25 protein-coding genes are annotated in these 23,985 nt (G+C 58.6%); 8 read left to right on the forward strand and 17 right to left on the reverse strand.

What is annotated here, in order from left to right; genetic code table 11:
• Nucleotides 1-122 precede the first annotated feature (122 nt).
• Nucleotides 123-317: a DUF1127 domain-containing protein gene (locus tag GS612_RS11615; RefSeq protein ID WP_171640561.1), complete on the forward strand. Its 195-nt coding sequence runs from the start codon at nt 123-125 to the stop codon at nt 315-317.
• 61 nt (nt 318-378) lie between these two features.
• Here the strand turns inward: GS612_RS11615 and GS612_RS11620 are convergent, their stop codons facing one another.
• The 10 genes from GS612_RS11620 to regB all read right to left on the reverse strand — a co-directional run bounded on the left by GS612_RS11620 (nt 379) and on the right by regB (nt 12,985).
• Nucleotides 379-741 carry a Lin0512 family protein gene (locus tag GS612_RS11620; RefSeq protein ID WP_171640464.1) on the reverse strand — a complete coding sequence of 121 codons (363 nt, stop codon included), beginning with the start codon at nt 739-741 and terminating at the stop codon, nt 379-381.
• Nucleotides 738-1,088 carry a Lin0512 family protein gene (locus GS612_RS11625; protein ID WP_171640466.1) on the reverse strand — a complete coding sequence of 117 codons (351 nt, stop codon included), beginning with the start codon at nt 1,086-1,088 and terminating at the stop codon, nt 738-740. Before GS612_RS11625 ends, GS612_RS11620 begins: the two co-directional genes overlap by 4 nt.
• Nucleotides 1,089-1,162: 74 nt before the next feature.
• Nucleotides 1,163-1,525, reverse strand: a complete 363-nt coding sequence (gene trxA / locus GS612_RS11630) for a thioredoxin (protein WP_367396964.1) — start codon at nt 1,523-1,525, stop codon at nt 1,163-1,165.
• An 18-nt stretch (nt 1,526-1,543) separates the two neighbouring features.
• Complete coding sequence (gene addA / locus GS612_RS11635; RefSeq protein ID WP_171640468.1) at nt 1,544-4,900, reverse strand: double-strand break repair helicase AddA; 3,357 nt, start codon at nt 4,898-4,900, stop codon at nt 1,544-1,546.
• Nucleotides 4,897-7,821, reverse strand: a complete 2,925-nt coding sequence (gene addB / locus GS612_RS11640; RefSeq protein WP_171640470.1) for a double-strand break repair protein AddB — start codon at nt 7,819-7,821, stop codon at nt 4,897-4,899. The genes addA and addB overlap by 4 nt, the downstream gene beginning before the upstream one ends.
• Nucleotides 7,814-8,500: a nucleotidyltransferase family protein gene (locus GS612_RS11645; protein WP_171616659.1), complete on the reverse strand. Its 687-nt coding sequence runs from the start codon at nt 8,498-8,500 to the stop codon at nt 7,814-7,816. Before GS612_RS11645 ends, addB begins: the two co-directional genes overlap by 8 nt.
• Entirely contained in the window at nt 8,497-9,501 is a 1,005-nt protein-coding gene (locus tag GS612_RS11650; protein WP_171640472.1) for an aminoglycoside phosphotransferase family protein, read from the reverse strand. Before GS612_RS11650 ends, GS612_RS11645 begins: the two co-directional genes overlap by 4 nt.
• Nucleotides 9,498-9,971, reverse strand: coding sequence for a tRNA (adenosine(37)-N6)-threonylcarbamoyltransferase complex ATPase subunit type 1 TsaE (tsaE, locus tag GS612_RS11655; protein WP_171230168.1), 474 nt, complete (start codon nt 9,969-9,971; stop codon nt 9,498-9,500). Before tsaE ends, GS612_RS11650 begins: the two co-directional genes overlap by 4 nt.
• Nucleotides 9,972-10,012: 41 nt before the next feature.
• Complete coding sequence (locus tag GS612_RS11660; protein WP_171640475.1) at nt 10,013-11,521, reverse strand: PAS-domain containing protein; 1,509 nt, start codon at nt 11,519-11,521, stop codon at nt 10,013-10,015.
• A 66-nt stretch (nt 11,522-11,587) separates the two neighbouring features.
• On the reverse strand, nt 11,588-12,985 hold the full coding sequence (gene regB, locus GS612_RS11665; protein WP_171116656.1) for a sensor histidine kinase RegB: 1,398 nt from the start codon (nt 12,983-12,985) through the stop codon (nt 11,588-11,590).
• Between the two features lie 90 nt (nt 12,986-13,075).
• Between regB and GS612_RS11670 the strand changes: the two genes are divergently transcribed.
• The 3 genes from GS612_RS11670 to GS612_RS11680 all read left to right on the forward strand — a co-directional run bounded on the left by GS612_RS11670 (nt 13,076) and on the right by GS612_RS11680 (nt 14,810).
• On the forward strand, nt 13,076-13,702 hold the full coding sequence (locus GS612_RS11670) for an SCO family protein (protein WP_152459640.1): 627 nt from the start codon (nt 13,076-13,078) through the stop codon (nt 13,700-13,702).
• 80 nt (nt 13,703-13,782) lie between these two features.
• Nucleotides 13,783-14,337 carry an ActR/PrrA/RegA family redox response regulator transcription factor gene (locus GS612_RS11675; protein WP_152459641.1) on the forward strand — a complete coding sequence of 185 codons (555 nt, stop codon included), beginning with the start codon at nt 13,783-13,785 and terminating at the stop codon, nt 14,335-14,337.
• A 101-nt stretch (nt 14,338-14,438) separates the two neighbouring features.
• On the forward strand, nt 14,439-14,810 hold the full coding sequence (locus GS612_RS11680) for a VOC family protein (protein ID WP_171640477.1): 372 nt from the start codon (nt 14,439-14,441) through the stop codon (nt 14,808-14,810).
• Nucleotides 14,811-14,888: 78 nt separating this feature from the next.
• On the opposite strand, the gene GS612_RS11685 is transcribed toward GS612_RS11680, so the two are convergent.
• Together GS612_RS11685 and GS612_RS11690 are read right to left on the reverse strand one after the other, a co-directional pair.
• Nucleotides 14,889-15,602, reverse strand: coding sequence for a GDSL-type esterase/lipase family protein (locus GS612_RS11685; protein ID WP_171640479.1), 714 nt, complete (start codon nt 15,600-15,602; stop codon nt 14,889-14,891).
• Between the two features lie 51 nt (nt 15,603-15,653).
• On the reverse strand, nt 15,654-16,247 hold the full coding sequence (locus tag GS612_RS11690) for an HD domain-containing protein (RefSeq protein ID WP_171640481.1): 594 nt from the start codon (nt 16,245-16,247) through the stop codon (nt 15,654-15,656).
• A gap of 206 nt (nt 16,248-16,453) precedes the next feature.
• Here GS612_RS11690 and GS612_RS11695 point away from each other — a divergent pair, with 206 nt between their 5' ends.
• From GS612_RS11695 to GS612_RS11710, 4 genes are all read left to right on the forward strand, one after another.
• Nucleotides 16,454-16,768 (forward strand): hypothetical protein, encoded by a 315-nt coding sequence (locus GS612_RS11695; protein WP_171640483.1) that lies wholly within the window; start codon nt 16,454-16,456, stop codon nt 16,766-16,768.
• Nucleotides 16,769-16,871: 103 nt separating this feature from the next.
• On the forward strand, nt 16,872-18,260 hold the full coding sequence (gene ahcY / locus GS612_RS11700; RefSeq protein WP_171116646.1) for an adenosylhomocysteinase: 1,389 nt from the start codon (nt 16,872-16,874) through the stop codon (nt 18,258-18,260).
• A 13-nt stretch (nt 18,261-18,273) separates the two neighbouring features.
• Nucleotides 18,274-19,023, forward strand: coding sequence for an extensin family protein (locus GS612_RS11705; RefSeq protein WP_171640485.1), 750 nt, complete (start codon nt 18,274-18,276; stop codon nt 19,021-19,023).
• A gap of 140 nt (nt 19,024-19,163) precedes the next feature.
• Nucleotides 19,164-19,505 (forward strand): DUF2853 family protein, encoded by a 342-nt coding sequence (locus tag GS612_RS11710; RefSeq protein ID WP_171171577.1) that lies wholly within the window; start codon nt 19,164-19,166, stop codon nt 19,503-19,505.
• Between the two features lie 218 nt (nt 19,506-19,723).
• Here GS612_RS11710 and GS612_RS11715 read toward each other — a convergent pair whose 3' ends face one another.
• From GS612_RS11715 to tsaD, 5 genes are all read right to left on the reverse strand, one after another.
• Nucleotides 19,724-21,037, reverse strand: coding sequence for a hypothetical protein (locus GS612_RS11715; protein ID WP_171640487.1), 1,314 nt, complete (start codon nt 21,035-21,037; stop codon nt 19,724-19,726).
• Between the two features lie 161 nt (nt 21,038-21,198).
• Complete coding sequence (locus tag GS612_RS11720; RefSeq protein ID WP_171640489.1) at nt 21,199-21,621, reverse strand: EVE domain-containing protein; 423 nt, start codon at nt 21,619-21,621, stop codon at nt 21,199-21,201.
• Nucleotides 21,621-21,890 carry a YciI family protein gene (locus GS612_RS11725; RefSeq protein ID WP_171640491.1) on the reverse strand — a complete coding sequence of 90 codons (270 nt, stop codon included), beginning with the start codon at nt 21,888-21,890 and terminating at the stop codon, nt 21,621-21,623. Before GS612_RS11725 ends, GS612_RS11720 begins: the two co-directional genes overlap by 1 nt.
• Before the next feature lies 1 nt (nt 21,891).
• Nucleotides 21,892-22,854, reverse strand: coding sequence for an NAD(P)H-dependent glycerol-3-phosphate dehydrogenase (locus GS612_RS11730; protein ID WP_171640493.1), 963 nt, complete (start codon nt 22,852-22,854; stop codon nt 21,892-21,894).
• Entirely contained in the window at nt 22,851-23,948 is a 1,098-nt protein-coding gene (tsaD, locus tag GS612_RS11735) for a tRNA (adenosine(37)-N6)-threonylcarbamoyltransferase complex transferase subunit TsaD (RefSeq protein WP_171640563.1), read from the reverse strand. The genes GS612_RS11730 and tsaD overlap by 4 nt, the downstream gene beginning before the upstream one ends.
• Nucleotides 23,949-23,985: the final 37 nt, after the last annotated feature.

A 23,985-nucleotide genomic window follows, 5' to 3' on the forward strand; every position in this document is an offset into this window, starting at 1 on the left:
AAGATATGCAAAAAACGCATTCCGGGGTTACCGGACCAGCAATTGTGAGTCCGGGCATGCAGGACTACATGGGGCCTACAACCGACAACGGGTCGGCTGTTTCTTCACAAAGGACCGCGCACATGGCAACCACAGCTAACATTCATGCGCCGCTCGGAGCAGCTACCATCCTGCACGTAGTGGACGCGTTCATCAATGTCGTCAACACCGTTGTCGAATGGAAAGAATCCCGCAAAACCCGCAAACTTCTGTCGGAACTCAGCGACGCCCAGCTTGACGATATCGGCCTGAGCCGCGCAGACATCGCCGATCTCTGATGTTCCCGCAGATCAGCAACCAAAGACAGCCGCACGGATTTCCGAGCGGCTTTTTCTTTGTTCAGCCCTGAACGTATTTTCCGGCAAGATCAGGCAGAAACGCCTCGATCGACGCAGTTGCAACCACGTGTCGTGTTCCCGCTTCTTCGTCGACAACGTCAAGCCCACCTTTGACTGCGCGAACCTCGGCCCTGCCCCGCGGCAGATCCGAGGCAACCAGATCGCAATCCACCTGTTCAGGATCCTGCACCCCGATCGTGACGCTGACGCGCATTTCGGAATGGTCGATCCCCAGCTTTGAAAACAACGTGATGGATGAATGGTGCAAAGCATCCTGCACCGCGCGGCGGGCTGCCTTGGTATAGTCCTGGCCGTACAGATCGTTACCTGTTCCCATCTCGAGTATGATGCGTTTTTCACTCATTGCGCGGGCTCCATGTCGAAGGAAACGATCAGGGCGGCGTTGGCGATGACGGTGTGCCCGTCACTGTGGGGCTTTGCGATGTCCAGCCCGCCTTCGGTGACAGTGATGTTGGGGTGACCATAGGGAAAGACAGCCTTCAACGCTTCGGTGTCCACCTGATCCGGCTGCTGAACCCCTATTTCGGCATCTATGATCATCGCCTCTTTCGGAAACCCGAACAGTTCCGCCATGTTGACCGAGTTGTGCCAAAGCGCATCCTTGATCGCCCGCAGTGACGCCTGGGTATAGTCCATCCGGCGCAGGGATGTGCCCATCCCGAATTCCACAAGGACCCGCGTTTTTGCCATTGGTGTCTCCGATGTCTTCAATAGAAAAGGCGCCCCGATCTGAGGCGCCTTCGAGATAATCTGTTAGAACCAGATCAGATGGATTCGTCGATCCAGCTTTGCAGGGCAGCTTTGGGCGCCGCGCCCGCGCGGTTGGAAACGACCTGACCGTCCTTGAAGATGAACAGCGCAGGGATGCCACGCACACCCATGGCGGCGGCAGAGTTCGGGTTGCTGTCCACATCGACCTTGGCGATTTTGACCTTGTCGCCATACTCGGCCGCCAGCTCTTCCAGGGCAGGGCCGATTTGCTTGCATGGGCCGCACCATTCGGCCCAGAAATCCACGACCACGGGAACGGTCGAATTCTTGACTTCGGCGTCAAAGGTGTCGTCGGTAACGGCTACGGTCGACATATTCTGTCTCCTGAATGGGGTAAACTTGGGAACAGAACGTATGTGCCGCTTCGGGTAAGGTCAAGATATCCGGGTGCGGGCCAAAGCATCTGTCACAAGATCGTGTGGCAACCACATCAGCCGCGCCGTGCGGGTCCACAGAATGGCGGTACGAATGCTGCGATCCGGATAGATCTGCGCCAGCGCCTGCGCGTATGCCCCCATCTGTCGCAGCAGGCCTTCGGGGCAGTCTTCCGCGCGGTCTGGAACGGTGGCATTTGATTTGAAATCAATCACATGCACTTCCGATTCCGACAAGATCAGACGATCCACAACCCCAAGTATCCGCTGCCCGTTCAGAGCGGCAGTAATGGGCACCTCAGCCAACGTGTCAGGTGCAAAGACGGGCTGCAAACCTTCCGCTGTCAGCACAGTTACGGCTTCGTTCAAAATCTCGTGCCGGTCCGTTTCGTGCATATCGGGCAGCAACCGCGCGCAAAGCTCTGGCCAAAGGTCTTTACCGGCCACGGGAAGGTGTTCCAGCAACAGGTGCAGGCGGGTCCCGCGCAGTTTGGCCGCATCTTCATCCAGGCCGGCATCTCCGGGCAACGCCTTTGGGCCACCCAGATCCGAAGGGCTGAGCGTGCTTGCAGGCGCAACCGGATCCGGTGCCGGATGTTGGAACATATCCGGCAAATCGACTTGCTGAACGGCAGTGTTCGGTTGATCGATCAAGGGCAGCGCGCCCCAATCCCCGTGGGACAGGCGGCGGATATCGGTACCCGGCACCTGCGCGGCCCCGGCCCGATCCATCGCCGCCTCGACCATCTGATACCAGCTGTTGCCGTCTTTCCCCAAATCGCCTGCCGCCGCCACGATCAACCACTTTTCCGCCCGTGTCAGAGCCACATATAGCAACCGAAGCCGTTCGTTTTCCTCACGGTTGCGCGCCTCTTCCCGCGCCTGCGAGATCAGGTTTGGAGACGCGTCCGCCGACACTTTCCACAAGGGTGTTCCGCCGGCCAGCATGATCTCGGCGTCACGCGGGGGCTGGCGCTTGCCGGTATCCGGCAGGATGACGATCGGCGCCTCCAACCCTTTTGAGCCATGAACGGTCATCACCCGGATTCTGTTGCCGACGCCGCTCATCTGTCGTTTGATTTCCAGATCGTCAGTCTGCATCCAGACCAGAAATCCCGTCAGGCTGGGGATATCCGTTCGCTCATAGGCCAGAGCCTGGGACAACAGCGCGTTGATGCCGTCTTCGGCTTCCGCCCCCAACCGCCCCAAAAGCTTGCGCCGTCCGTCATGGCGGGTCAGGATACGTTCGATCAGATCATAGGGACGCAGAAAGTCGATCTGGCTGCGCAGATCGTTCAGTACCGACAGGGTTTCGGGAAACTCTTCGGCGCGGTTGCGCAGTGCGGCCCAAAGGAACTGTTCCTTCCGACGGTGCGCCAGATCGAAAAGCTGCTGTTCGGACCATCCGAACAAGGGGGACTTGAGAACCGTCGCCAGGGACAGGCTGTCTTCGGGCGTGGCCAGAAAGCTGAGCAAGGCCGCAAGATCCTTGACAGCCAGTTCAGCGCCCACTTTCAGCCGATCTGCTCCGGCGATGGGCAGATGCAGCGCCTTGCAGGCACGGATGATCTCGGCGAACAGGTCCGAGCGGCGTTGCACGAGGATCAGAAAATCCCCCGGTTGCACTTTTCGACGAACGGATTGGCCGGATTTGCCATCTTCCGGGATCGTCTCGCCCTGTTCGATCATGTCTTTGATCGACTGTGCGACCTTCTCGGCCAGAATGACGGTGTGATGCCGTGCGCCGGGACGATCGACCGGGTCGGTCCAATCCCCGTCTTCGGCATCCGCTACTTTTTCGACGACGGGCCAAAGATCAACACGACCCGGCAGATCGGCCTTGAAAGCACGGTGCTGACTGTCCTTGTGAAACCCCGCATCAGAGCGGTTTTCAAACAGGATATCGACCAGAGTCAGGATCGCGCTGGAGGATCGGAACGAGTATTCCAACGTCGAATCCCACAGTTTAGAGCCTGATTCAGCCAATTTCCGGCCAAACTCTTCCTGCATTCTGTCAAAGGCCTGTGGATCGGCGCCCTGAAAGGAATAGATCGATTGTTTCTTGTCGCCGACTACGAAGATCGTCCGCTCGACCCCGGATCGGGCCCCTTCCCCGCTGGTGAATTCCTGTGCCAGTTTCTCGATCACGTCCCATTGATCGGGGCTGGTGTCTTGCGCTTCGTCCACAAGAATATGATCGATGCCCCCGTCCAATCGGTACAGCACCCATTCGGCCACTGCCGGATCGTTCAACACCTGACGCGCGCGCAGGATCAGGTCGTCGAAATCCAGCCAGCCGCGCAACTGTTTGCGCCGTTCATATTCCGGCAGGAAGGCTGCGGCAAAGCGGTGCAGAACCGCGGTTTTCTGCGCCGCGACCAGCGCCAGACGTTGTTCACGCGCGGTTTCGATCCGCTGCATGAAGGCCTCGATCTGCGGCATCCGGTCGGCCAGCACACCTTCGCGCAGGGGTTTGGTCGGAAAAGCGTTGAGTTTGGCCGTGAAGGGTTCCTTTGCGCCCTTCCCGGTCAGAAACACGCTTTCCAAAATGGGTAGATGTATCAATCTGGCTTCGTTGAACGCGGCCAGTTTTGCAGCGGCTTTGGCATTGTTGCCTCCGCTTTCGGTCAAAGCGGGCAGTATGGACTGGATGAGTTCGACTTCGCCACCAAGAAAAACCCGCGCAAGCAGCGCTGTTTCGTCAAAGCCGGCGGGCAGATCGAAGCGTTGCAGCAGATCGGACCATTCGAGCGGCTGCGCAAAAAGACTGCGTTTTTGCGTGATCGCAGCGGTCAGTTTGTCAAACCCCGTATCCGTGACGAACCGGGCCACATCTTCAATCAACCCGGCCTGCGGGCCTGCGGCGAAATCTTCGACAATTTCCTCTCGCAACAAGGCTGCTGCGCGGTCTTCCATTTCGGTGAACTGCGGGCTGACGCCAGCCTCGAGCGGGAATCGTCGCAGCAACGAGGCGCAGAACGAGTGGATGGTCTGGATTTTCAGACCTCCCGGCGTTTCGATGGCGCGGGCAAACAGGGTGCGTGCTTGCGCCAACCGGTCCAAGCCGATTTCGCCGGGTACACCCAGGTCGGTCAGCTCCTGCAACAAGGGGGTATCATCCAGCATGGCCCATTCGCCAAGGCGCTTGAACAACCTGTTCTGCATCTCGCTGGCGGCGGCCTTGGTGTAGGTCAGGCACAGAATGTGCTGAGGCTGGACCCCGCCCAGCAGCAGACGCGCCACACGGTCGGTCAGAACCCGGGTTTTGCCGGACCCGGCATTGGCCGCCAGCCAGGTCGAGGCATCGGGGCGCGCGGCCTGTACCTGCCGTTCGGTTGCGTCGTTGCGCGGGCTCATGTCAGATCCTCGGGGTAGGTTTCCGCTGTCCGGTCCCATTCGCCGAACCGCGCCAGGTGATCATAATCACCCATATCCGTATCCTTGTGCAGCATACGACGGGACGAAAACCCCCGATCAGGCTCTAAATAAGCGGAAATCAACTCTTTCAGCTCGGCAAGAACCTTGTCGGTCGGTTCTTTGTCCAAAGGCGCTGCAACCTCCTTATAGCTGCCACCCATACCGATGAAGATGGCTTCGGCCACGCTTGTCGGGTCAAGGCCCTCAATCCCGCCCTGCTCGGCCATGGCCGCCTCGATCAGCAATTGCTTGTCAAATTTGGATTGCTGGCTTTCCGTCGGTGGTGCGCCGGTTTTATAGTCGATGATGCGCAACGCGCCCCGGCTGTTGCAATCGATTCTGTCCGCGCGCCCGACAATGGTGAAATCCAGGGGGCGCAGTGCCAGTTTCATCGCCGCCTCAAATGCCACGGGGCCACCATCCTTCCGGCGCGCGAGCTCTGCCCCAAGGAAATCATCCGCGATCCGCTCAAGCCGGGCCAGCCACAGTTTGCGGGCCGTCGGCCAGGCGACGTGTTGATCCAAAAGGGCATGGGCCCGTTTCAGAAAATTGTCCCGCGTCAGCAAAGCGCTGTCGAGGACGCTGTCCTTGATGAAATGTTCAAGGATTTCGTGAATCACAATGCCTCTCAGCAAGGCATCGGGGGCCTGTACAAGCGGATCAAGCGGTTTCAGCCGAAGCACATGTTTGGCGTATATCGCGTATGGATCGCGGATCAACCTCTTTATCTCGGTCACAGACAGACGGCGCGGACGTGCGGCGGCCGGTGGGCGCGGAGAAGGACGCGGTGCGGGGTCGATCGGCGGCGCATCTTCCAGTGCCTCGGACCAGTTCAGCCATTTTTCGCCCTGAGCGCGCATTTTGGCCAGAGCTTCGGGGCCACCCTGACCCGGCAAACCCTGCAACAGGTTGGCCAGTCGGTTCAGCCAGCGCGACGGTACCGTCTCGGCATCATCCGAGCGGGTCGCGCGGGTCAACCACACTTCGGGTGCGCCGATGGCCTGCTGGAAATCATGCGCAGACAGGCCGATCCGGCGTTCGGGCAGCAACAACCCCGCTTTGTCGCGCATCTGCCGGTTCAGCCAGGGATCGGGTGTTGGCGCCTCTGGCCAGCTTCCTTCATTCAACCCGCCAAGGATCAGCAGGTCGGCGCCCTGCACCCGTGCCTCGAGCGTGCCCCAGATCATGATATGCGGATGCGGCGCATCCCGGTCACGAACTTCTTCACCCGCAAGCAGAGCACCCAGCAGATCGGCAAAGTCATGAGCCGTCATCACGCCGCCATGCTGCGCCTCTGCGCTGAGCGAATTCAGCACCTCCAGCGCCTTTTGGCCTGCGTTTTTGTCCCACAGAGTACCCGTTTCACCCGTGCTGCCGGCCGAGATCGCCTCGGCCAGTGTCATCAAACGCGCCACCCAGTCCGCGAGGTGCAGTTCACTGGTGATCTGCTGGTCGCAGAAATGCTGCACGACCCATTTCACCCAGCTTTCCTGGGCCTCTTTGCGCACCGCAAAAGCCGCAAGGCTTGCACTGTCAGGAAAGGGCGGGCCGTGACGGCGCAGGTCAAGTTCCAGGTCACGCGTGTGCAGCAAATGAATTCCGCGATCACCGCCATCATGACATAGCGGGTGCTTCAAAAGGATCAGCAGCGATTCGCCTTCCAGACGGCGTGTGAACAGGTTGGCCACATGGCGCAGAAAACGTCCCGGCGGGGAAAGTTGCAGCGGCAGGCCCGCACTGTCGTCCGGCACGATGTTCCACTGATCCAGCGCGGCGCTGACCTGGCGGGTCAACATGCGATCCGGCGTGATCAAAGCGGCGGTCTGTCCTGTTTCCGCCGCCTGCCGCAGGCGCAGGGCGATGGCCAACGCCTCGGCGCGCGGCGATTGAGCCTCGACCAGCGTCAGGCCGTCGGTTGCGCCTTTTATATCGGACAGTCTGGGGCCTTCGGTCATCCAGGCGTCAGTGACGGGTGCCGGACGTAAAGCTAGGGATATCAAGCTGTTGCGCGAGGGTGAGGGGGCCGATAGATCCGTCCATGGGGTGATCTGACCCGGTGCAAGTTCCAGCGCGCGCATCAACTTGCGGAAACGGTATTGTGGGTGATCTTCAGACGTCAACGCATCATCCAACCCCTGCCAAACGTGGTCCGGCTGGTCGAAATCAAATCCGGGCAGCACCAATGCCCCTTGCGGCAGGCGCGCGATGGCTTCCATCAACATCAGGGTGGTGCCGCGGGACCCGGTAGAGCCCGCCAGAATGACCGGGTGTTGCGGGGGGGCAATCTGCCATCGCGCGATCAGGTTTTCGACCACGCGGCGCTGGCGGGCCTGTGCATCCATCGTCTGCCCGCCGGTGTCGATGAATTGATCCGCGATGCCGATAAAGGCTTGTGCCTGCGACCAGTGTCCGGACATGTCGCTGACGTCCAGCTGCCGGATCGCTTCGGGCGATACGCCTTCGCCCTGCATTTCATCAATCAGCGCGGCAAGACTGTCGGACAGGTCAAAGATCGATGACCGGGCGGCAAGGTCCGGCTGTTGTTCCAGCAGTTTGGATACAAGCTGAGTCAACTCAAGACGCCGCCGCAGAGGCGGGATAGCAGGCGGGATCCGCGCCAGATCAACCCTTTCACCCAAGTCCGTCACCAACGAGAGACGCGGCAGAAGGCAAGGTGGCCCCTGATTGAACAGATCGCGGACGCGCCGTTCCATGCGTCGTGTGTTCAGGATCAACTCTACCCGCGCCAAAGCTTCGGGTGGGCCCGAACAGCGCTGCCGCAGACCATCGACCAATGCCGTGGGGAAATCCGTACCGGGAGGCACGGCAAATACACGGGGCAGGGAGCCGGATTCAAACATCAGCCAGCAAACCCTCGGCCAGCGCGATGCCTTCCGGACGACCTACGTCGCACCAGCGTCCCGGGTATTCGACCGCAAAAAGCCGACCCTGATCGAGCATTTGGTTCCAGAGCAGGTTGAGTGAAAACGCAGTTTGCGAGAACGAATGCAAACCCTGGGCCTTGAGGATCTGGGCCCCGCCGTAAACCAGACCAGGACCGCGCGTGATCCGTCCATCTTTTCCAGCGGTGAAATCACCCGATCCAATATGACCATCGGTTCTCGCAACTGGAACACACATCAGCAGCGCATCCATACGACCCGGGTCCCAGGCGTGCTGCAACAGGGTCAAAGGGTTTGGCCCTGACCAGATCGCATCCGTGTTCAACGTGAATACGGGGTCGGTGCCCAGCATCGGCAAAGCCGCCCGCAATCCGCCACCCGTTTCCAGGATTTCAGGGTCTTCCCGAGACAGCAGAACGCCTTTGGGACCGAGATGCGCCGCGAGCTGATCAGCGTGATAGTGCAGGTTGGCAACGGTACGGACGGGATCAAGATCTTCGACAAGATCCAGCGCATGATCAATCAGTGGTCGCCCCGCCACTTCGATCAATGGCTTGGGCCGGTCTTTGGTCAGCGCGCCCATGCGGGTGCCGAACCCGGCTGCGAACAGCATTGCGGCAAATGGCGATCCGGTCATTGCGCTCTCAACTTGGCCAGGTTTTCCGGTGTGGGCCTGGGCAAAGCTTCGTGCAGCAGGGACGCCACCGAAACCAGGGCAGGGTGATCCAGATCGCGAATCAGATGTGCCCAGACGGCCGGGATCATGTCCACATAGTGAGGTTTGCCATATTCCGTCGCCAGACGTGCGAAGACGCCAAGGATACGCAGGTTTCTCTGGGCCCCCAAAACACTGTAGGCCGCGCGGAAATCATGGTCGTCCATACCTGACGCAGAGATGTAGTGGTTGATCATCTGCATTTCGATACCGGCCGAGACATCTCGGCGTACGTCCTGTAGCAGAGACACCAGATCGTAGGCCGGATGCCCCAGCATGGCCAACTGAAAGTCCAGCAACCCGACGCGCTTCACACCTTCGCGCTGCGGCAGCCACAACAGGTTTTCCGCGTGGTAATCCCTGAGAATGACGACTTTCGAACCGGATGTTTCACGATGCAGGATATCCGCGAACCGGTGCTCGAACCGGGACAGGGCGTCTTCATCACATGTTCCCAGGATACCGGCCGCATACTTGGTGAAAGCCAATGCCGCCAGTTCCGTCATCAGGGACGGATCATAAGACGGCAAGGACAGCGAAGGCGCCTGATGCAGGTGGAGCAGCACGTCGGTGGCGGCCCGGTACAATTCACGCTCTTTGCCCGGATCTTTTTTCAGCACGCGCGCAAAAAGATCATCACCCAGATCTTCCAGCAACAGGAAACCGTACTGGGTATCTTCGGCATAGATTTCCGGCGCGCTCAGACCAACCGATCGGAGGTATTCGGCAACCCGCACGAAGGGTTCAACATCGTTGCTTTTTTCAGGTGGCGCGTCCATCAAAACCGCAGTGCGCCCGTCCGTGGGATCAATCAGCCGTTCGTATCGTCGGTTCGAGGCATCGCCTGCCAGTGGCGTGCGTGTTGCCCCGGCCCAGGGCGATTGCGCAATCAGGGCCTCGGCCAGGACCGTCCTGTTAGTCATGCAGTTCTCTCCAGTTTTTCCGCCCATTTCGGAGCAGTCCAAGACAGGGTCACACGGCGGAAATCGATATTGTTAGGGTCTGTTTCAAAGGTCAATGTCAACGCGCCTTGGGGCGCCAACGGTCCCAGCTTGTCCGGCCATTCCACAAGGCAGATTGCCGTATCGAAAGCGTCCGTCAGGCCCAGTTCGTCAACTTCTTCGGCTGCGCTCAGACGATACAGGTCGCAATGCCATATTTCCCCTGATGGCGTGTCGTAAGCCTGGACCAAAGTGAATGTTGGCGAGGGCACATCTTCGGGTTCTGCCATCAATGACTGAATGAGGTTGCGCGCGAAATGCGTCTTGCCGCTGCCGATCGGGCCCTCCAGCAGAACGACATCGCCCGGGCGCAGAGATGTTCCCAATTGCCGTGCGAAAACTGCGGTGTCTTCAGGCGATTTGAAAGTCAGAGATCGGGCGGTCTGTGTCATGCCGCCACAATGGCCTTGCGCCTGACCGGCTGCAACCCGGTTCAGGCGCTGATCTGTTCCATCGCGGTGGATTTCGAGGGAAACTCGGATTGCGTAAACCGCACGATTGTCGCGCCGTTATGCACCGGTGTGACGGTGCAATCCACGGTAATGCCGGTTCTCATCTGGATTTCGGCTGTCCATTCGGCGCGGTTTTCCCGCATTTCGACAAAATCCCGCACCTCACCCAAAACCGGTGTCGCAATACAGAGGTCTTGCCAGCGTCGCGTGACATCGGTGACCGTTTCGCTTTGGAACCCGACCTCGTGCGCGTCTCCCCACAGCTTCTGATACGCATAGTTGGTGAAGGCCAGCGTACCGTCATCTGCAAAGACGGCAATCGCGTCCGCCAGTTTGTCCAGGATGGACTGCATCAGATCCATTTCTGATCGAAAGCGCCGCGTCAGGGTGATTTCGGCGGTGATATCCTCGAATAGAAACGCCACTGCGCCGTCCGGGTGCGGGCGGCCGCTGACGGAATAGACCGATCCGGATGGCAGCGACCACGTCTCGTGATAGTTTCCATCTTCAGCCGCTTCGAGAAGGTCGTTCATCTGACGCCGCCAGCTGCGGTAATTCTTCGGTTCGGGCATCATGTGTTGATCCCGTAAGCGGTCGAAGAAACTGCTCAGGCTGGGGCGGCAACTGAGGAAATCAGGCGGCAACGTGGTCAGATCGATCAGGGCCGGGTTGAACAGGGCCAGTTGCCGATTGCGGTCAAAAATGGCGAGACCAATGGACAATTGGGCAAAGGTCTTGGTCATGGTCTGCACGAATTTGCGCTGGGCGGTTTCCGCCTCGACAATCGCGTTGACGTCAACGGCATAGCATAGATGACCGTTCTCGTGTTCGATCCGAGTCAAATCGAACCAAAGCTTGCGATCAGTACCTGCCACATCCACCGACACGCGGGTTTTTCCGGTCGGTCTTGTGGCATCCTCCGGGCTTTCAAAAAGCGGCGCAGTCAGATCGGCGTCCTGATCACGTGCCTTTTGAACAAGTGCGACATAGGCGGCATTGCACCATTGCACCCGATTGTTGTTATCCGCCAACCATACAGGGTAAGGGGCCAGATCCATTGCCAGACGAGTCGGTTCGCCTGGGGTAACCGATCCGGCCGGGGAGGTCCTGGCGCATTCGCAAAGCCGAACGCGGACGATACCGTCGATCCACTCACACACGACTTCTCGTTCAACCGTGCAGTCAATGGCCGATACCAGGATTTTGCCCTGATTGCGCACTTTGTCGGAAGTTTCGGGAAAGGTGGGGAAATCCCTTTGCAACAAGCGCCGCAGGTCCAGCCAGTTTTCAATATGCTCAAACCCCGCCAGTGCGAAATCAGAATGGCTGATCAGTTGGTCGCCATCGAACAGGAATACGGCATCAAACAGCGAGGTGTTCGAAAACAGACCAAAAGCCTTGTCGCGCTGCGCCCGGCGTGGCAACAGCCACAGAACGGCGAAACAGCACGAAACAAGACTGATCGCGGCCAGAATAATCCAATCGGCCATCAAATTCCCCAAGCCTGAACGATACAAGGACAGACTATGCGTGGGATTGGTTAATGGTCTCTTAATTCACACCTGGATGCGCGTGTTGGATCCCGACGGGACCGGGGTGTCACCTTTCTGCGCATCAATCAGCTTGCGTGGCCAGGTCACCTTGACGATTGCCCCGCGCCGTTCAGGATTGTCGGTCAGATGCTGGTAGGGGTCCGAACCATTGGCGAATTCCAGTTCGGCGCCGCTGCGTTCCAGCAGGGTTTTGGCGATGAACAATCCCAGGCCCATCCCTTCGTATTCCGGGCGTGCTCTCTGATCGGATTCTGCCCGTCTTCGGCGCATAAACGGATCGCCGATGCGTCCGATCATGTGGGGCGGATATCCCCGCCCGTCATCCATGATGCTGACGGTGATCCTGCTGTCGGTCCATTCGGCCTCGACCCAGACATTTGCGCGGGCGAAATCCACGGCATTCTGAATCAGGTTGCGCAAACCGTGAATGATCTCGGGTTTGCGCAGGATCGAGGGCTGTTGAACATCCCCGTCCTGCGCGGGGCCTTCAGAGAAATGAACCTCTTTGCCGCGACCGACATGTGGTTCGGCCGCTTCGTTCACCACTGTCGAAAGCGGCGCCTGCCGCAGGTGCAGATCATCTTTGCCCGCCCGTCCCATGTCGCGCAGAATGTCACGGCAACGGTCTGCCTGCTCGCGGATCAAAGCGGCGTCTTCTTTCAGGTCCGGGCGGTCGTCCAACTCTTCGATCAGTTCCGCGCTGGTCAGTTTTATCGTCGCCAGAGGCGTGCCCAGTTCATGCGCGGCAGCGGCCACGACGCCCCCCAGATCGGTCAGCTTCTGTTCGCGCGCCAGCGCCATATGCGTGGCGGCCAGCGCTTCGGACATGGATTGGACTTCGGAACTGACGCGATGGGAATAGGCACCGATGAAGACGATGGCGATGATGATCGCGGCCCAGTTTCCAAACAGGAGGATATCGGGGATATCCAGAACAAGCCCGAGACTTGTCCGCAACGGAAGGTGAAATTCCGCCAGTACAGTTGTCAGAACGATTGCGACGGCGCCGACAATCAGGGTCGATCGAGTGCTCATGACATTGGCTGAAATCGTGACCGGGCCCAGTAGAAGCAGCGCAAACGGATTGTTCAGCCCGCCGGTCAAGTACAGCAGAATTGACAGTTGCAGCAGGTCGAACAGAACCATCAGGAAGTTTTCAAACTCGGTCAGGCGCTTGTTTTGCGGAAACAGCAATATGGCAGTCAGGTTGCCCATGACCGAGATTCCGATGGCCAGGTAACACAGGCCCAGTTCCAGCTGCACGTCATAATATCGCTGGGCCACCGTGATTGCGGTGAGCTGGCCGATGATCGCCACCCATCGCAAAAGGATCAGGGTCCGAAGCCGAATCCAGCTGCTGCGTTCCTGGCCGCGCCAAAAAGTCTGATTGGATTCTGCCATCGGTCGCTTATGTCCTGTTGCATCGGCTGGTCATCTTGATAGGTGTCCCGGCCGGAACGATCAACAACCCCTTGAGACCGGATAATCGAAATGACCCGCCTTCTCGCAATTCTCGCAACTGTTGTTCTGGCTATCGGACTTGGGGCCATGTGGATTCTGACGCGGGGCGGCGGGTCCGATGACAAATTCGCGCAATGCCGGTCCAGCCAGATTGCTGGGGGTGCCGCCGCAATTGGTGGACCATTTGAACTGGTGAACGGCAAAGGCGAGACGGTTACGGACAAAGATGTGATTACCGAACCGACGCTGGTTTACTTCGGATACACGTTCTGCCCGGACGTTTGCCCCTTCGACATGTCCCGCAACGCCGACGCTGTCGATATTCTGGCTGAACGCGGGCTGTCGGTGACACCTTTGTTCATCTCGATTGACCCGGATCGCGATACGCCCGAAGTCATGGCTGACTATGCTTTCAATCTCGGGGGCAAGACGATCGCCCTGACCGGCTCGCCAGAACAGGTCAAGGCGGCCAGCAAGGCCTACAAGACCTATTACAAGGCGCATGACAAGGGCGATGAATTCTATCTGGTTGACCATTCCACCTTTACCTATCTGGTTACACCCGAAGATGGATTTCTGGAGTTCTTCAAGCGCGAAGACACGGCCGAACAGATGGCGGACAAGGTTGAATGCTTCCTGAAGCAGGCCGCGTCGTAACAAGGTTGTTTGACCTTTGTTCCCGCGCTGCTATTACTCATGTTCGAGCCAAAGGCATGAAATAGCGAAAGACCTAACATATGGCAGACACTTCTCAGCTTGACATCGGCCCTGACAAATCCCTGCTTTTGGTTGATGATGACGAGCCGTTTCTGAGACGTTTGGCCAAGGCCATGGAAAAGCGTGGCTTCGAGGTTGAGACCGCAGGATCCGTCGCGGCAGGGCGCGCGATATCCACCGCCCGACCCCCGGCTTATGCCGTCGTCGATCTGCGGCTTGAGGATGGCAACGGATTGGACGTTGTCGAGGTATTGCGGGAAAAACGCCCCGACAGCCGTGTTGTTGTTCTGACCGGATACGGTGCGATCGCGACCGCCGTCGCGGCTGTCAAGATCGGCGCGACCGATTATCTGTCAAAGCCAGCCGATGCCACCGACATCACGAACGCATTGCTGGCAAAGGGTGACGAGATGCCCCCGCCGCCGGAAAACCCCATGAGCGCGGACCGTGTGCGCTGGGAACATATCCAGCGCGTTTATGAGCTGTGTGACCGGAATGTTTCCGAAACCGCGCGACGGTTGAATATGCATCGGCGGACGTTGCAGCGGATACTGGCGAAACGCAGCCCGCGTTAGGTGGCCCGGCCGCTCGATGACGGTTTAGTGACTTGTAACCTTGGACCCTGTCGAGGACTGTTCGCCGCATCTGGAATCTTTTGTCAGAACAGGACCACTTTATGATCGGATATGTAACCGTTGGCGTTTCGGACATGGCGCGCGCCAAGGACTTCTATACCAAACTTTTTGCGGACACGGGCGCGAAAGTGGTTATAGACGCAGGCCGGATCGCGTTCATCGGCAACAAACCCGACGCGCCGATGCTGGCGGTCTGCGAGCCCTACGACGGTGATGCCTGCGCCGCCGGAAATGGCAACATGGTCGCCTTTGCAGCCGACTCCAAGGATGAGGTCAAGGAACTATATGACAAGGCAATCAGCCTGGGTGCGGTGGACGAAGGCGAACCTGGTCAACGCGTCCCCGACAGGTTCTATGGTGCCTATGTGCGTGACCCGGATGGCAACAAACTGTGCTTCTACGTCTTTGGCTGAAACGGCGTGAACACAAACCCTGCCCAAGTTTCAGACAGGTCTGCGGGCAGCGGTGCTGACCGTACCCATTCAGTACCTTCAGGGTGAGCAGGAGATTTCTGCGCAGAGCTGCCGCGCCAGCTGACGATATCCGATTGCGTTGGGATGCAACCCGTCTGATGTCCAGTCGGCGGTGTTCTCGGCGAACCCGTCCGGCGGGGTCAGAAACGTGCAGTTCGCCATATCCTGACAGGCCTGTTGTGCAGCCGAATTGAAGGCCGTTCGAAACGCCTCTTGTTCCGCGGTCCAGTTTGCACCGGTGACGGGCAACACAGCACGCCAGATCAACCTGTCAGCAGGCATGAACAGGGCCTTCAACTGTGCGACATACTCTGCAATCTTCTCTGGCGGTGTGGCCGTCAGAGCGTCATTGACCCCGATTCCCAGATACCATGTCGGAACATGGGCAATCAGTTCCGGTTTTGCCCGTGCGATCAGGCCCGGGGTGGTGTCGCGGCTGATCCCAAGATTCAGCGAGTTGGGCAGGATGTTGCTGGTCAACCACCCTTCGATAATGGAATCGCCGATGAAAGCGATCTGAATATCCGGTGAGGCGAGCGCCTGAGAAATCGGCCGCTCGTGCAACCAGACCATGAGCTTGTAGTGATCGGTTTCCGTGACCGGGACATGTGTGCCCGAGATTTTTCTGAGCGCCTTCGAGACATACCCGGTTTCGACCAACGCCGCCGCAAGACCAAAAGTCAGCACGACGTTGACGACAAGCAAAACTCGGGTTCCGGTCTTTGTTTTCATCTTTCTTCCACCAGTTCCCCCGTACCACTCACCGCATTCGGAAAGCGCCTCTCAGATCTGAGCGATCAATTCTGCGTGCCGCGCCGTAAAGGCGTGCCGCACCTCGACCGGGGGGCGCAGCCTGATCAGTAAACCCGCCACGATCCCCCTGTCCGGGCGGCCAAAGAATTTCGTGGCTTCGGCCTCGGAAAACCCGGCAATCTGTGTCGCCTCCATCCAGGCGCTGATCTTGTCGGCCTTCTTGATCTGGCGCTTCACCGTTTTTGGGACCTCAGCCGGTAGTCCAAACCGTATGTGGATTGCTGCCGCCAGCCGGTCGTCCAACGCGCCATAGTCTGGGCCGACGGCGGATTTCACGGGCGAGATCATATCGCCGATCACATATTCGGGCGCGTCATGTAGCAGGGCCGCCAAACGCCATTTCATGGGTGCTTTGGGGGCAATACGGCCAAAAATCTCTTCAACCAGCAGGGAATGTTCGGCCACGGAATAAGCGAAATCGCCGTTTGTCTGACCGTTCCAACGAGCGACAAAGGCAAGGCCGTGTGCGATGTCTTCAATCTCGATATCCACCGGTGTCGGGTCCAGCAGGTCCAGCCTGCGACCCGACAGCATCCTTTGCCACGCTCTGGGTTGTGTTGCCATTCTGCCATGCCTTGTGAAGTTGGACACGTTCAATTCGCGTTTTTATGGTATGATGTACCTGTCTGGATCACACGCTGCCAACATTTTCTTGAGCGTTCGTGCTTTGAAACGGCGCGGTATGATCCCGACATTAAAGACTGAGGGGGGTGCATTCTCCTCCCAGTGTGCCCCTCTCGAACTGAAACACGTATCGAAAGGAGCACCCTATGTTCAAACGTTTATTCGCAATCGCACTGACCTTCGGAATGGCCGCCACCGCGCCGCCTGCCTTTGCCCAGAATTGTGCGGCACGGGATGACATCATATCCAAATTGCAGGAGAATTATGCCGAGGAATTGGCCTTTGGCGGCCTGCAAAAAACACGCGGCGCGCAAGCGGTGATGGAGGTTTGGACCTCGAAAGAAACGGGAAGTTATACCGTTTTGGTAACCAATGCGAACGGTATCAGCTGTATTGTTGCCGTTGGCACCGATTTTTTTGAAGCGATACCAAAGATCGAAATTGAAGGCACACCCAGCTGATATTGGCCATATCGTTTCCGACCACAGTCTTCAAAGTTGCCACCTGCCCCAAGGAATGCTAGGGGCAGCGAGGACTGTGAATTACCGGAAAATGGAGCACCTGATGGCCGGGGACTATATCGTTAAAGACATTTCATTGGCTGGCTTTGGCCGCAAAGAGCTGGACATAGCCGAAACCGAGATGCCGGGCCTGATGTCCCTGCGCGCGGAATACGGCGACAGCAAGCCGTTGAAAGGGGCGCGCATCGTCGGGTCGTTGCACATGACCATCCAGACGGGCGTTCTGATCGAAACGCTGGTGGCGCTAGGCGCGGATGTGCGCTGGGCGTCGTGCAACATCTTCTCGACCCAGGACCACGCCGCCGCCGCGATTGCCGAGGCGGGTATTCCCGTCTTCGCCGTCAAGGGCCAGACACTGGAAGAGCACTGGGATTATCTGGACAAATCCTTCCTGTTCGAGGAAGGCCCGAACATGATCCTGGATGATGGCGGCGACGCAACGCTGTACATCCTGCTGGGCGCCCGTGCCGAAGCGGGTGAGGACATCATCCCTGTTCCGGGTTCGGAAGAGGAAGAGGTGATCAAGAAGCAGATCGCCAAGCGCATGGCGGCAAGCCCGGGCTGGTTCACAAAGATGCGTGACCAGATCAAGGGTGTTTCCGAGGAAACCACCACCGGTGTGAACCGCCTGTATCAGCTGGTCAAGGAAGGGCATCTGCCGTTCCCGGCGATCAACGTGAATGACAGCGTCACCAAGTCGAAATTCGACAACAAATACGGCTGCAAGGAATCGCTGGTCGACGGTATCCGCCGCGCCACCGACACGATGATGGCCGGCAAGGTTGCAGTGGTCTGCGGTTACGGTGATGTGGGCAAAGGCTCGGCCGCGTCGTTGCGTGGTGCTGGTGCTCGTGTGAAAGTCACCGAAGTCGACCCGATCTGCGCCCTGCAAGCCGCGATGGACGGTTTCGAAGTGACCCTGCTGGAAGACGAAGTCGCCACCGCGGATATCTTCATCACAACCACCGGCAACAAGGACGTGATCCGCATCGAGCATATGCGCGAGATGAAGGACATGGCCATCGTCGGCAACATCGGCCACTTCGACAACGAAATTCAGGTGGCCAGCCTGAAGAACCACAAATGGACCAACATCAAGGAACAGGTGGACATGATCGAGATGCCTTCGGGCAACCGCATCATCCTGCTGTCCGAAGGTCGTCTGCTGAACCTAGGCAACGCCACCGGGCACCCGTCCTTCGTGATGTCGGCCTCGTTCACCAACCAGGTTCTGGCCCAGATCGAACTGTTCACCAAAGGTGACCAGTACGAGAACAAGGTCTACATCCTGCCCAAGCATCTGGATGAGAAAGTGGCCCGCCTGCATCTGGATCGCATCGGCGTGAAGCTGACCCAGATGGATGCGGATCAGGCCGCTTACATCGGTGTCAAACCGGAAGGTCCGTACAAGCCGGAACACTACCGCTACTGATCGCCGTCTGGGTATGACACAGAAATCTGGGCGCCGCCGGTATTTGTACCTGGCGGCGTCTTTCTTTTTCAGGCTGGCGATTGTTGTCATCCTTTTGGGCGGTGGTGTCTGGTGGGTGTTGGCGCATCCCCAAACGCCGATACCGTCACACTGGAACCCGTTGCGTGATCTGAAGGTAACCGCCCCGATTACACCCGTCACCAAGCTCCAACTGAACCGCGCACTGGCCAGCGAAGCACAGTGCAGGGCCGCTCTGGAAGACTCAGGTGTTCGGTTTGAGGCGATGGCGGACCTGGTTGTCGATCAGAACTGCGGCATCGCTGGTCGGGGTCGTCTGACCAAATTGGTGACATCAGGGATCGAGGATGTTGAAACCAGTTGCGCCACGGCGCTGCGCCTGACCATGTGGGAACATCACGTCGTGCAGCCCGCCGCACGCGATCTGCTTGGGGCCTACGTTTCCCGATTGCGCCACAACGGCAGTTACAATTGCCGCCCCATGCGCACCGCGCAGGGTGAAAACGGTGGGTGGAGCAGCCATGCCCGCGCGGATTCGATAGATATCGTCGGTGTGGATACCGTTGACGGTCGGACGCTGACCTTGTTGTCAAACTGGCAGGGCTCGGGACCGGAAGGCGCCTTTTTTCGGCGGATCTGGCGCGGGGCCTGCGGTTGGTTTCGCGTGGTTCTTGGGCCCGATTTCAATCGTTTGCACGCGGATCATTTCCACTTGCAAGGCCCGGGGTGGGGCTATTGCCGCTAGGCTTTTCAGCAAGAAACGTGCAGGCTGCGACCAAGGGGGAGAAATCGCAAATTTTTTTCCTTTTGGAAAAGCCTGCGACGCGGCTAGTCTTTCGATCATCGGTAAAAGGTGCCGGGTAAACGGATCAAGGAGACTAGGATATGGGCAAGCGCGACGAGCTGATCGCCAAATACGCAGAAGACCTGAAAACCAAATGCGGGATGGACCCAGATATGGACCTGCTGACCAAGGTCACCATCGGTTGTGGTCCGGCGATCTATGACGCAGATGCGGCAACTGTCGCGGCCAGCCAGGACTCGGAACTGGAAACCGTCAAGAACAACTTCCTGATCAAAAAGCTGGGTCTGGCAGATGGCCCCGAGCTGATGGAAGGGATCAACAAAGCCATGGAAACCTATGGCATGTCCGAGCGCAACAAGTACCGTGCCGTTGTCTATTATATTTTGACGAAGCATTTCGGAAAAGAATCCGTGTACAGCTGACCCGGTCGAAATTTACCAAGCGCCCGTCGAGATTTTGGCGGGCGTATTTAATTTGAGTTTCAATTTAAAGACTTGGCATTTGAAACCAAGGGTGCGGCTGGGCTAAGTTCAACCTGTGACCAGGACGGTCAGAACCAGATATTTCCATACGCGTGTGGTGAGTAGGGAGCACGCGGGGGTAGGGAAGGTTCTGTATCGTCAGAGCCTTCCCTCGTTTCTTATCTGAGTTCGCCAAGAATACGCGCAATGAAATTGTCGAATTCCGTGGGCCTTGGGTCCGAATTCCTGGATGACGCGCCACCGCTGCCTGCCAAATAGACTTCTATCCGCCCCGGACGGGTCTTGCTGCCCGAATTCGTGAAATCCCTCAATATTCCGTCAAGAGCATCAGCCGCCAGCGCCGCGTTTTCAGCGTCGCTTGGATGATAGAAACGAACCTGTGTTTCTCGGACACGAAAACCCACGCGGTCTGTTGATACAACAGTCGCGCGGCCCTGTGTAAGCAGTTCCAAAGCCCGGCTGCTGGCGTCTTGTGACACTCTCAAGGGAACAAAAAGCGAGACTTCCAGATCAATGGGGGATTGTGCGGGCGAAAGCGGTTTTACCTCTGCATAAGACGGGGCCGCAGATAAAGTGATCTCTTGCAGAACAGGGTCCAAAACCATCAAGGATGTCTGCGAAAAGCTGTCTTTGTTCGACCGGTTGGTGTGGCGCCACGGCGGTTCAGCAGAAGCTGGATACAAGGTTTGAACATCCGCAGAAGAAACGGTGGCCAAGATGGGTTCGAGCTGTGGCGGAATGAATATGGCTGGCGGGGACAAAGACACGGCCGGTTCCGCTTCTGGGGTTGGGGGTCTTGGTTCCACCCTGTCTCGGTCATCCGCAGCCGAATTGTCTTCGGCAGGAACGGGTGGCGTCACGATCGCTTCAACCGAGACGCTCTGGTCGAGAGTTGCGCCTGTGATCGCATCCTCGGCCTCTTCGATGATTGCCGGGTTGGAAACGGGCGCGACTTCGGAAGACGCTGAATCGGCGGGGCCCTCGGCTGTTTGTGTGTCTCGTGGGGCCGGTGACTCTGCGATTCTGACGGTGGGGGCTCTGTCTGAAAGCAGCTCCTCGATTTCAGGAAGAGTTTCAGTCGCCGCATCCAGGCTGGCTGGGGGCGTTCCACCGCTGGGGCGCAAAGTTCCGGCAATATGTGTGACCGCCCATTGCAGGAACGCGCCGCAAACCAAGGCGGCCAGAATAATTCTTGCTCTAACCAAGGGTTTTTTCCGGGTTTTTGGTTCTTCCAAATGCAGGGAACGGACCCGGTCTGATACGATCTCTTCGATTTTGGTTTCGTCTGGTCGGGGCAGGTGCTCTGTCTCGGAAGGTTTCAGGGCGGGTTTTTCCTGCGCTTCACCCTGCGCCCCGCTGAGCACTCTGGCACGCTTTTCACGCGCCTCTTTTAGGCGCGCTTCCCAGTTTTTTGAATTCTTCGCAGCAACGGCGTCTTCGAATATCCCATTGCCGCCTTCGTCGTCAGACATGGGTTTTTGCTTTCAAGAAAGACCGATCTTTATTCGAACACCACCCGGCAATTTCGATCGCACAAAACCGCGACCGACATGATCTCACCCGGCAAAGCCCAAGGAAAGATAGCATCTTGCCAGAGCTTTGAGAAGTTCCGTGCCCGGCGCCATTTTCCCGTTCAATCAGGCTGGGTTTCGCCCAGCATGCAAATCACCCGCCATTCATCCTCGGCCACGGGTTGCACCGACAAGCGAGAGTTCTTCACCAGCACCATGTTGGCCAGACGCTCGTCCGCCTTGATCTGGTCCAGCGTTACGGGTTTGGAAAAGGGCCGCACGGCTTTGATGTCCACACACTCCCACCGTTCGTCATCGGTGGTGCTGTCGGGATGGGCCTCGGCACAGACCTCGACAATGCCAACAACGGACTTGTCCTTTTGCGAATGGTAAAAGAACCCCCGGTCCCCAACCTTCATCTGACGCATGAAATTGCGCGCCTGATAATTGCGTACACCGTCCCATTCCTCGCCCGCGTCGCCCTTTGCGACTTGCTGATCCCAACTCCAGGTCGACGGTTCCGACTTGAACAACCAATAGGCCATCAACCGATCACCTTTTTCCACGGGATCAGCTCAACCGATTGGAACAATCCAGCCTTTGCGTAAGGGTCGCCATCGGCCCACGATTGTGCGGCGGCCAGGTTCTCCACATCGAGAATTATCAATGAGCCGATCATGGCGTCACCGTGCAGCAACGGTCCGGCCTGTGACACGACGCCGGTTTCTTCGATATAGGCCAGGTGGGCCGAGCGGTTGTCCAATCGGGTTTGCAACGCGTCGGGTTTGTCACGAGCGATGAGGGCGATCAGCATGTTATTCCTCCTTGAGGGGTCTATTTAGTAGGTTTTGAATGGCCTCGGTGACACTGTAGGCGCCATGGCTCAGGTCCGCCACCGTGGCGCTGATGGGCATATCCAGCCCTTCCTTGGCGGCAATGTCCGACATGGCACGGGCAGTGGCGACGCCTTCGACCGTCATTTGGCTGTCAAAGGGCTGATTCAGACCCAAACTAAGGCCAAAACGATAGTTTCGGGACAGTTCGGAAGAGCAGGTCAGCACAAGATCCCCTAGACCGGACAAGCCCATCAGGGTGTCGGGGCACGCGCCGCGCATCGCGGCAAAGCGCTGCATCTCGGCAAACCCGCGGGTCATCAAGGCCGCCCGGGCGCTGTCTCCCAGACCTGCGCCGATGGCGGCACCGCAGCCAATGGCCATGACATTCTTCAGCGCGCCGCCAAGTTCGGCGCCGATCGTGTCTGTGGTGCGGTAAAGGCGCAGGTTCGCCGTCGTCAGTTCGGCCTGAAGCGCCTTGCCAAGTTCCGTATCCTCGCAAGCCAGCGTCAGAGCGGTGGGCAGGCCATGTGCAATGTCATCTGCAAAACTGGGCCCGGTCAGCAGCGCGACGCGGGCATCCGGGATGGTCTCTTTGATGACCGCGACAGGTCCAAGCCCCGAGGTCAGTTCAATTCCCTTGCAGCAGGCCACCAGAGTCTTGCCGCGCAGGGCCGGTGCGTGATCCTGCAAAGCGCTGCGCAATTTCTGCATTGGCACGGCCAACAAAAGCGTGGCAGCCCTGAGCGCCTTGGCGATATCCCCAGTCACATTGATGTCCCCGGGCAAGGTTATGTTGGGCAGTCGGGTTGCATTTTCGCGCGTCTCGCGCATCTGCTGCGCCCGATCGGCGTTTCTTGACCACAGTGTCACTGGCCCGTTGCCTGCCAGCGAGATAGCCAGAGCAGTGCCAAACGCACCGGAACCCAGGACGGATACGCTCATGCCTTGGCCCCTTTCTTGCCACCGCCCAGCATGGCCGGGCTGTGCTGATCCAGAGGCCAGCGAGGGCGGGCGGTCAGGTCCAGCCCATCCCGCGCGCCGGCACGAAAGCGTTCCAGGCCAGCATAGGCAATCATCGCCGCATTGTCCGTGCACAACGCCAACGGGGGGGCGGCAAATTGGGTATTTTTTTCAGCACAAACAGACTCTAATGCGGACCGAATGGCCGAGTTCGCGGCAACCCCTCCGGCAACGGCAATCACGGGTTCAGACGGAGAGGCTTCCAGATACAAATCAATCGCACGCCGGGTCTTTTCGGCCAATGTGTCCACAATAGCCTGCTGGAATCCGGCGCACAGATCTGCGCGGTCCTGGCGCGTCAAGCCACCCTTTTCATTCACGATCTGGTCGCGCATCCGCATCAAGGCCGTTTTCAATCCCGAAAAGGACAGATCGCAACCGGGCCGGTCCAGAAGCGGCCTGGGAAATCGAAAGCGTCTGGGATCACCGGCGCGCGCCTCGGCTTCGACGGAAGGGCCACCAGGTTGCGGCAGGCCCAGAAGGCGGGCGGTTTTGTCGAAGGCCTCTCCCGGCGCATCGTCGATGGTGCCGCCAAGGCGGGTAAAATGTTCGGGCCCGTGGGCGATCAGGAACTGGCAGTGGCCGCCAGACACCAGAAGCATCAGGTAGGGGAAGGTAATGTTGTCCGTCAGTCGCGGTGTCAGCGCATGACCGGCAAGGTGATTGACACCCACCAGAGGCAGACCGGTTGCCGCACTGATCCCCTTGGCGCACATGACGCCCGACATGACCCCTCCGATCAGACCCGGCCCCGCGGTGACCGCAACGGCGTCCACGTCCTTCAGGGAAAGACCAGCGGTGTCCAGCGCTTGCAGAACGCAGACATCCAGCTTTTCCGCATGCGCCCGGGCCGCGATCTCGGGCACGACGCCACCAAAAGGGCTGTGCAGTTCGGTTTGGCCATGTACCACGGATGACAGGATTTCGGCTTTGGCGCCCGTTGTTTGACGCACGATGGCCGCGGCGGTATCGTCGCAGCTGCTTTCCAATCCCAATACGGTAAGTGTTTGCACCATCACCCTGATCCGTTGCATCATGATCTAACGGCGGGGT

The organism is Ruegeria sp. HKCCD6157, from assembly GCF_013110685.1.
Classification (GTDB): domain Bacteria; phylum Pseudomonadota; class Alphaproteobacteria; order Rhodobacterales; family Rhodobacteraceae; genus Ruegeria.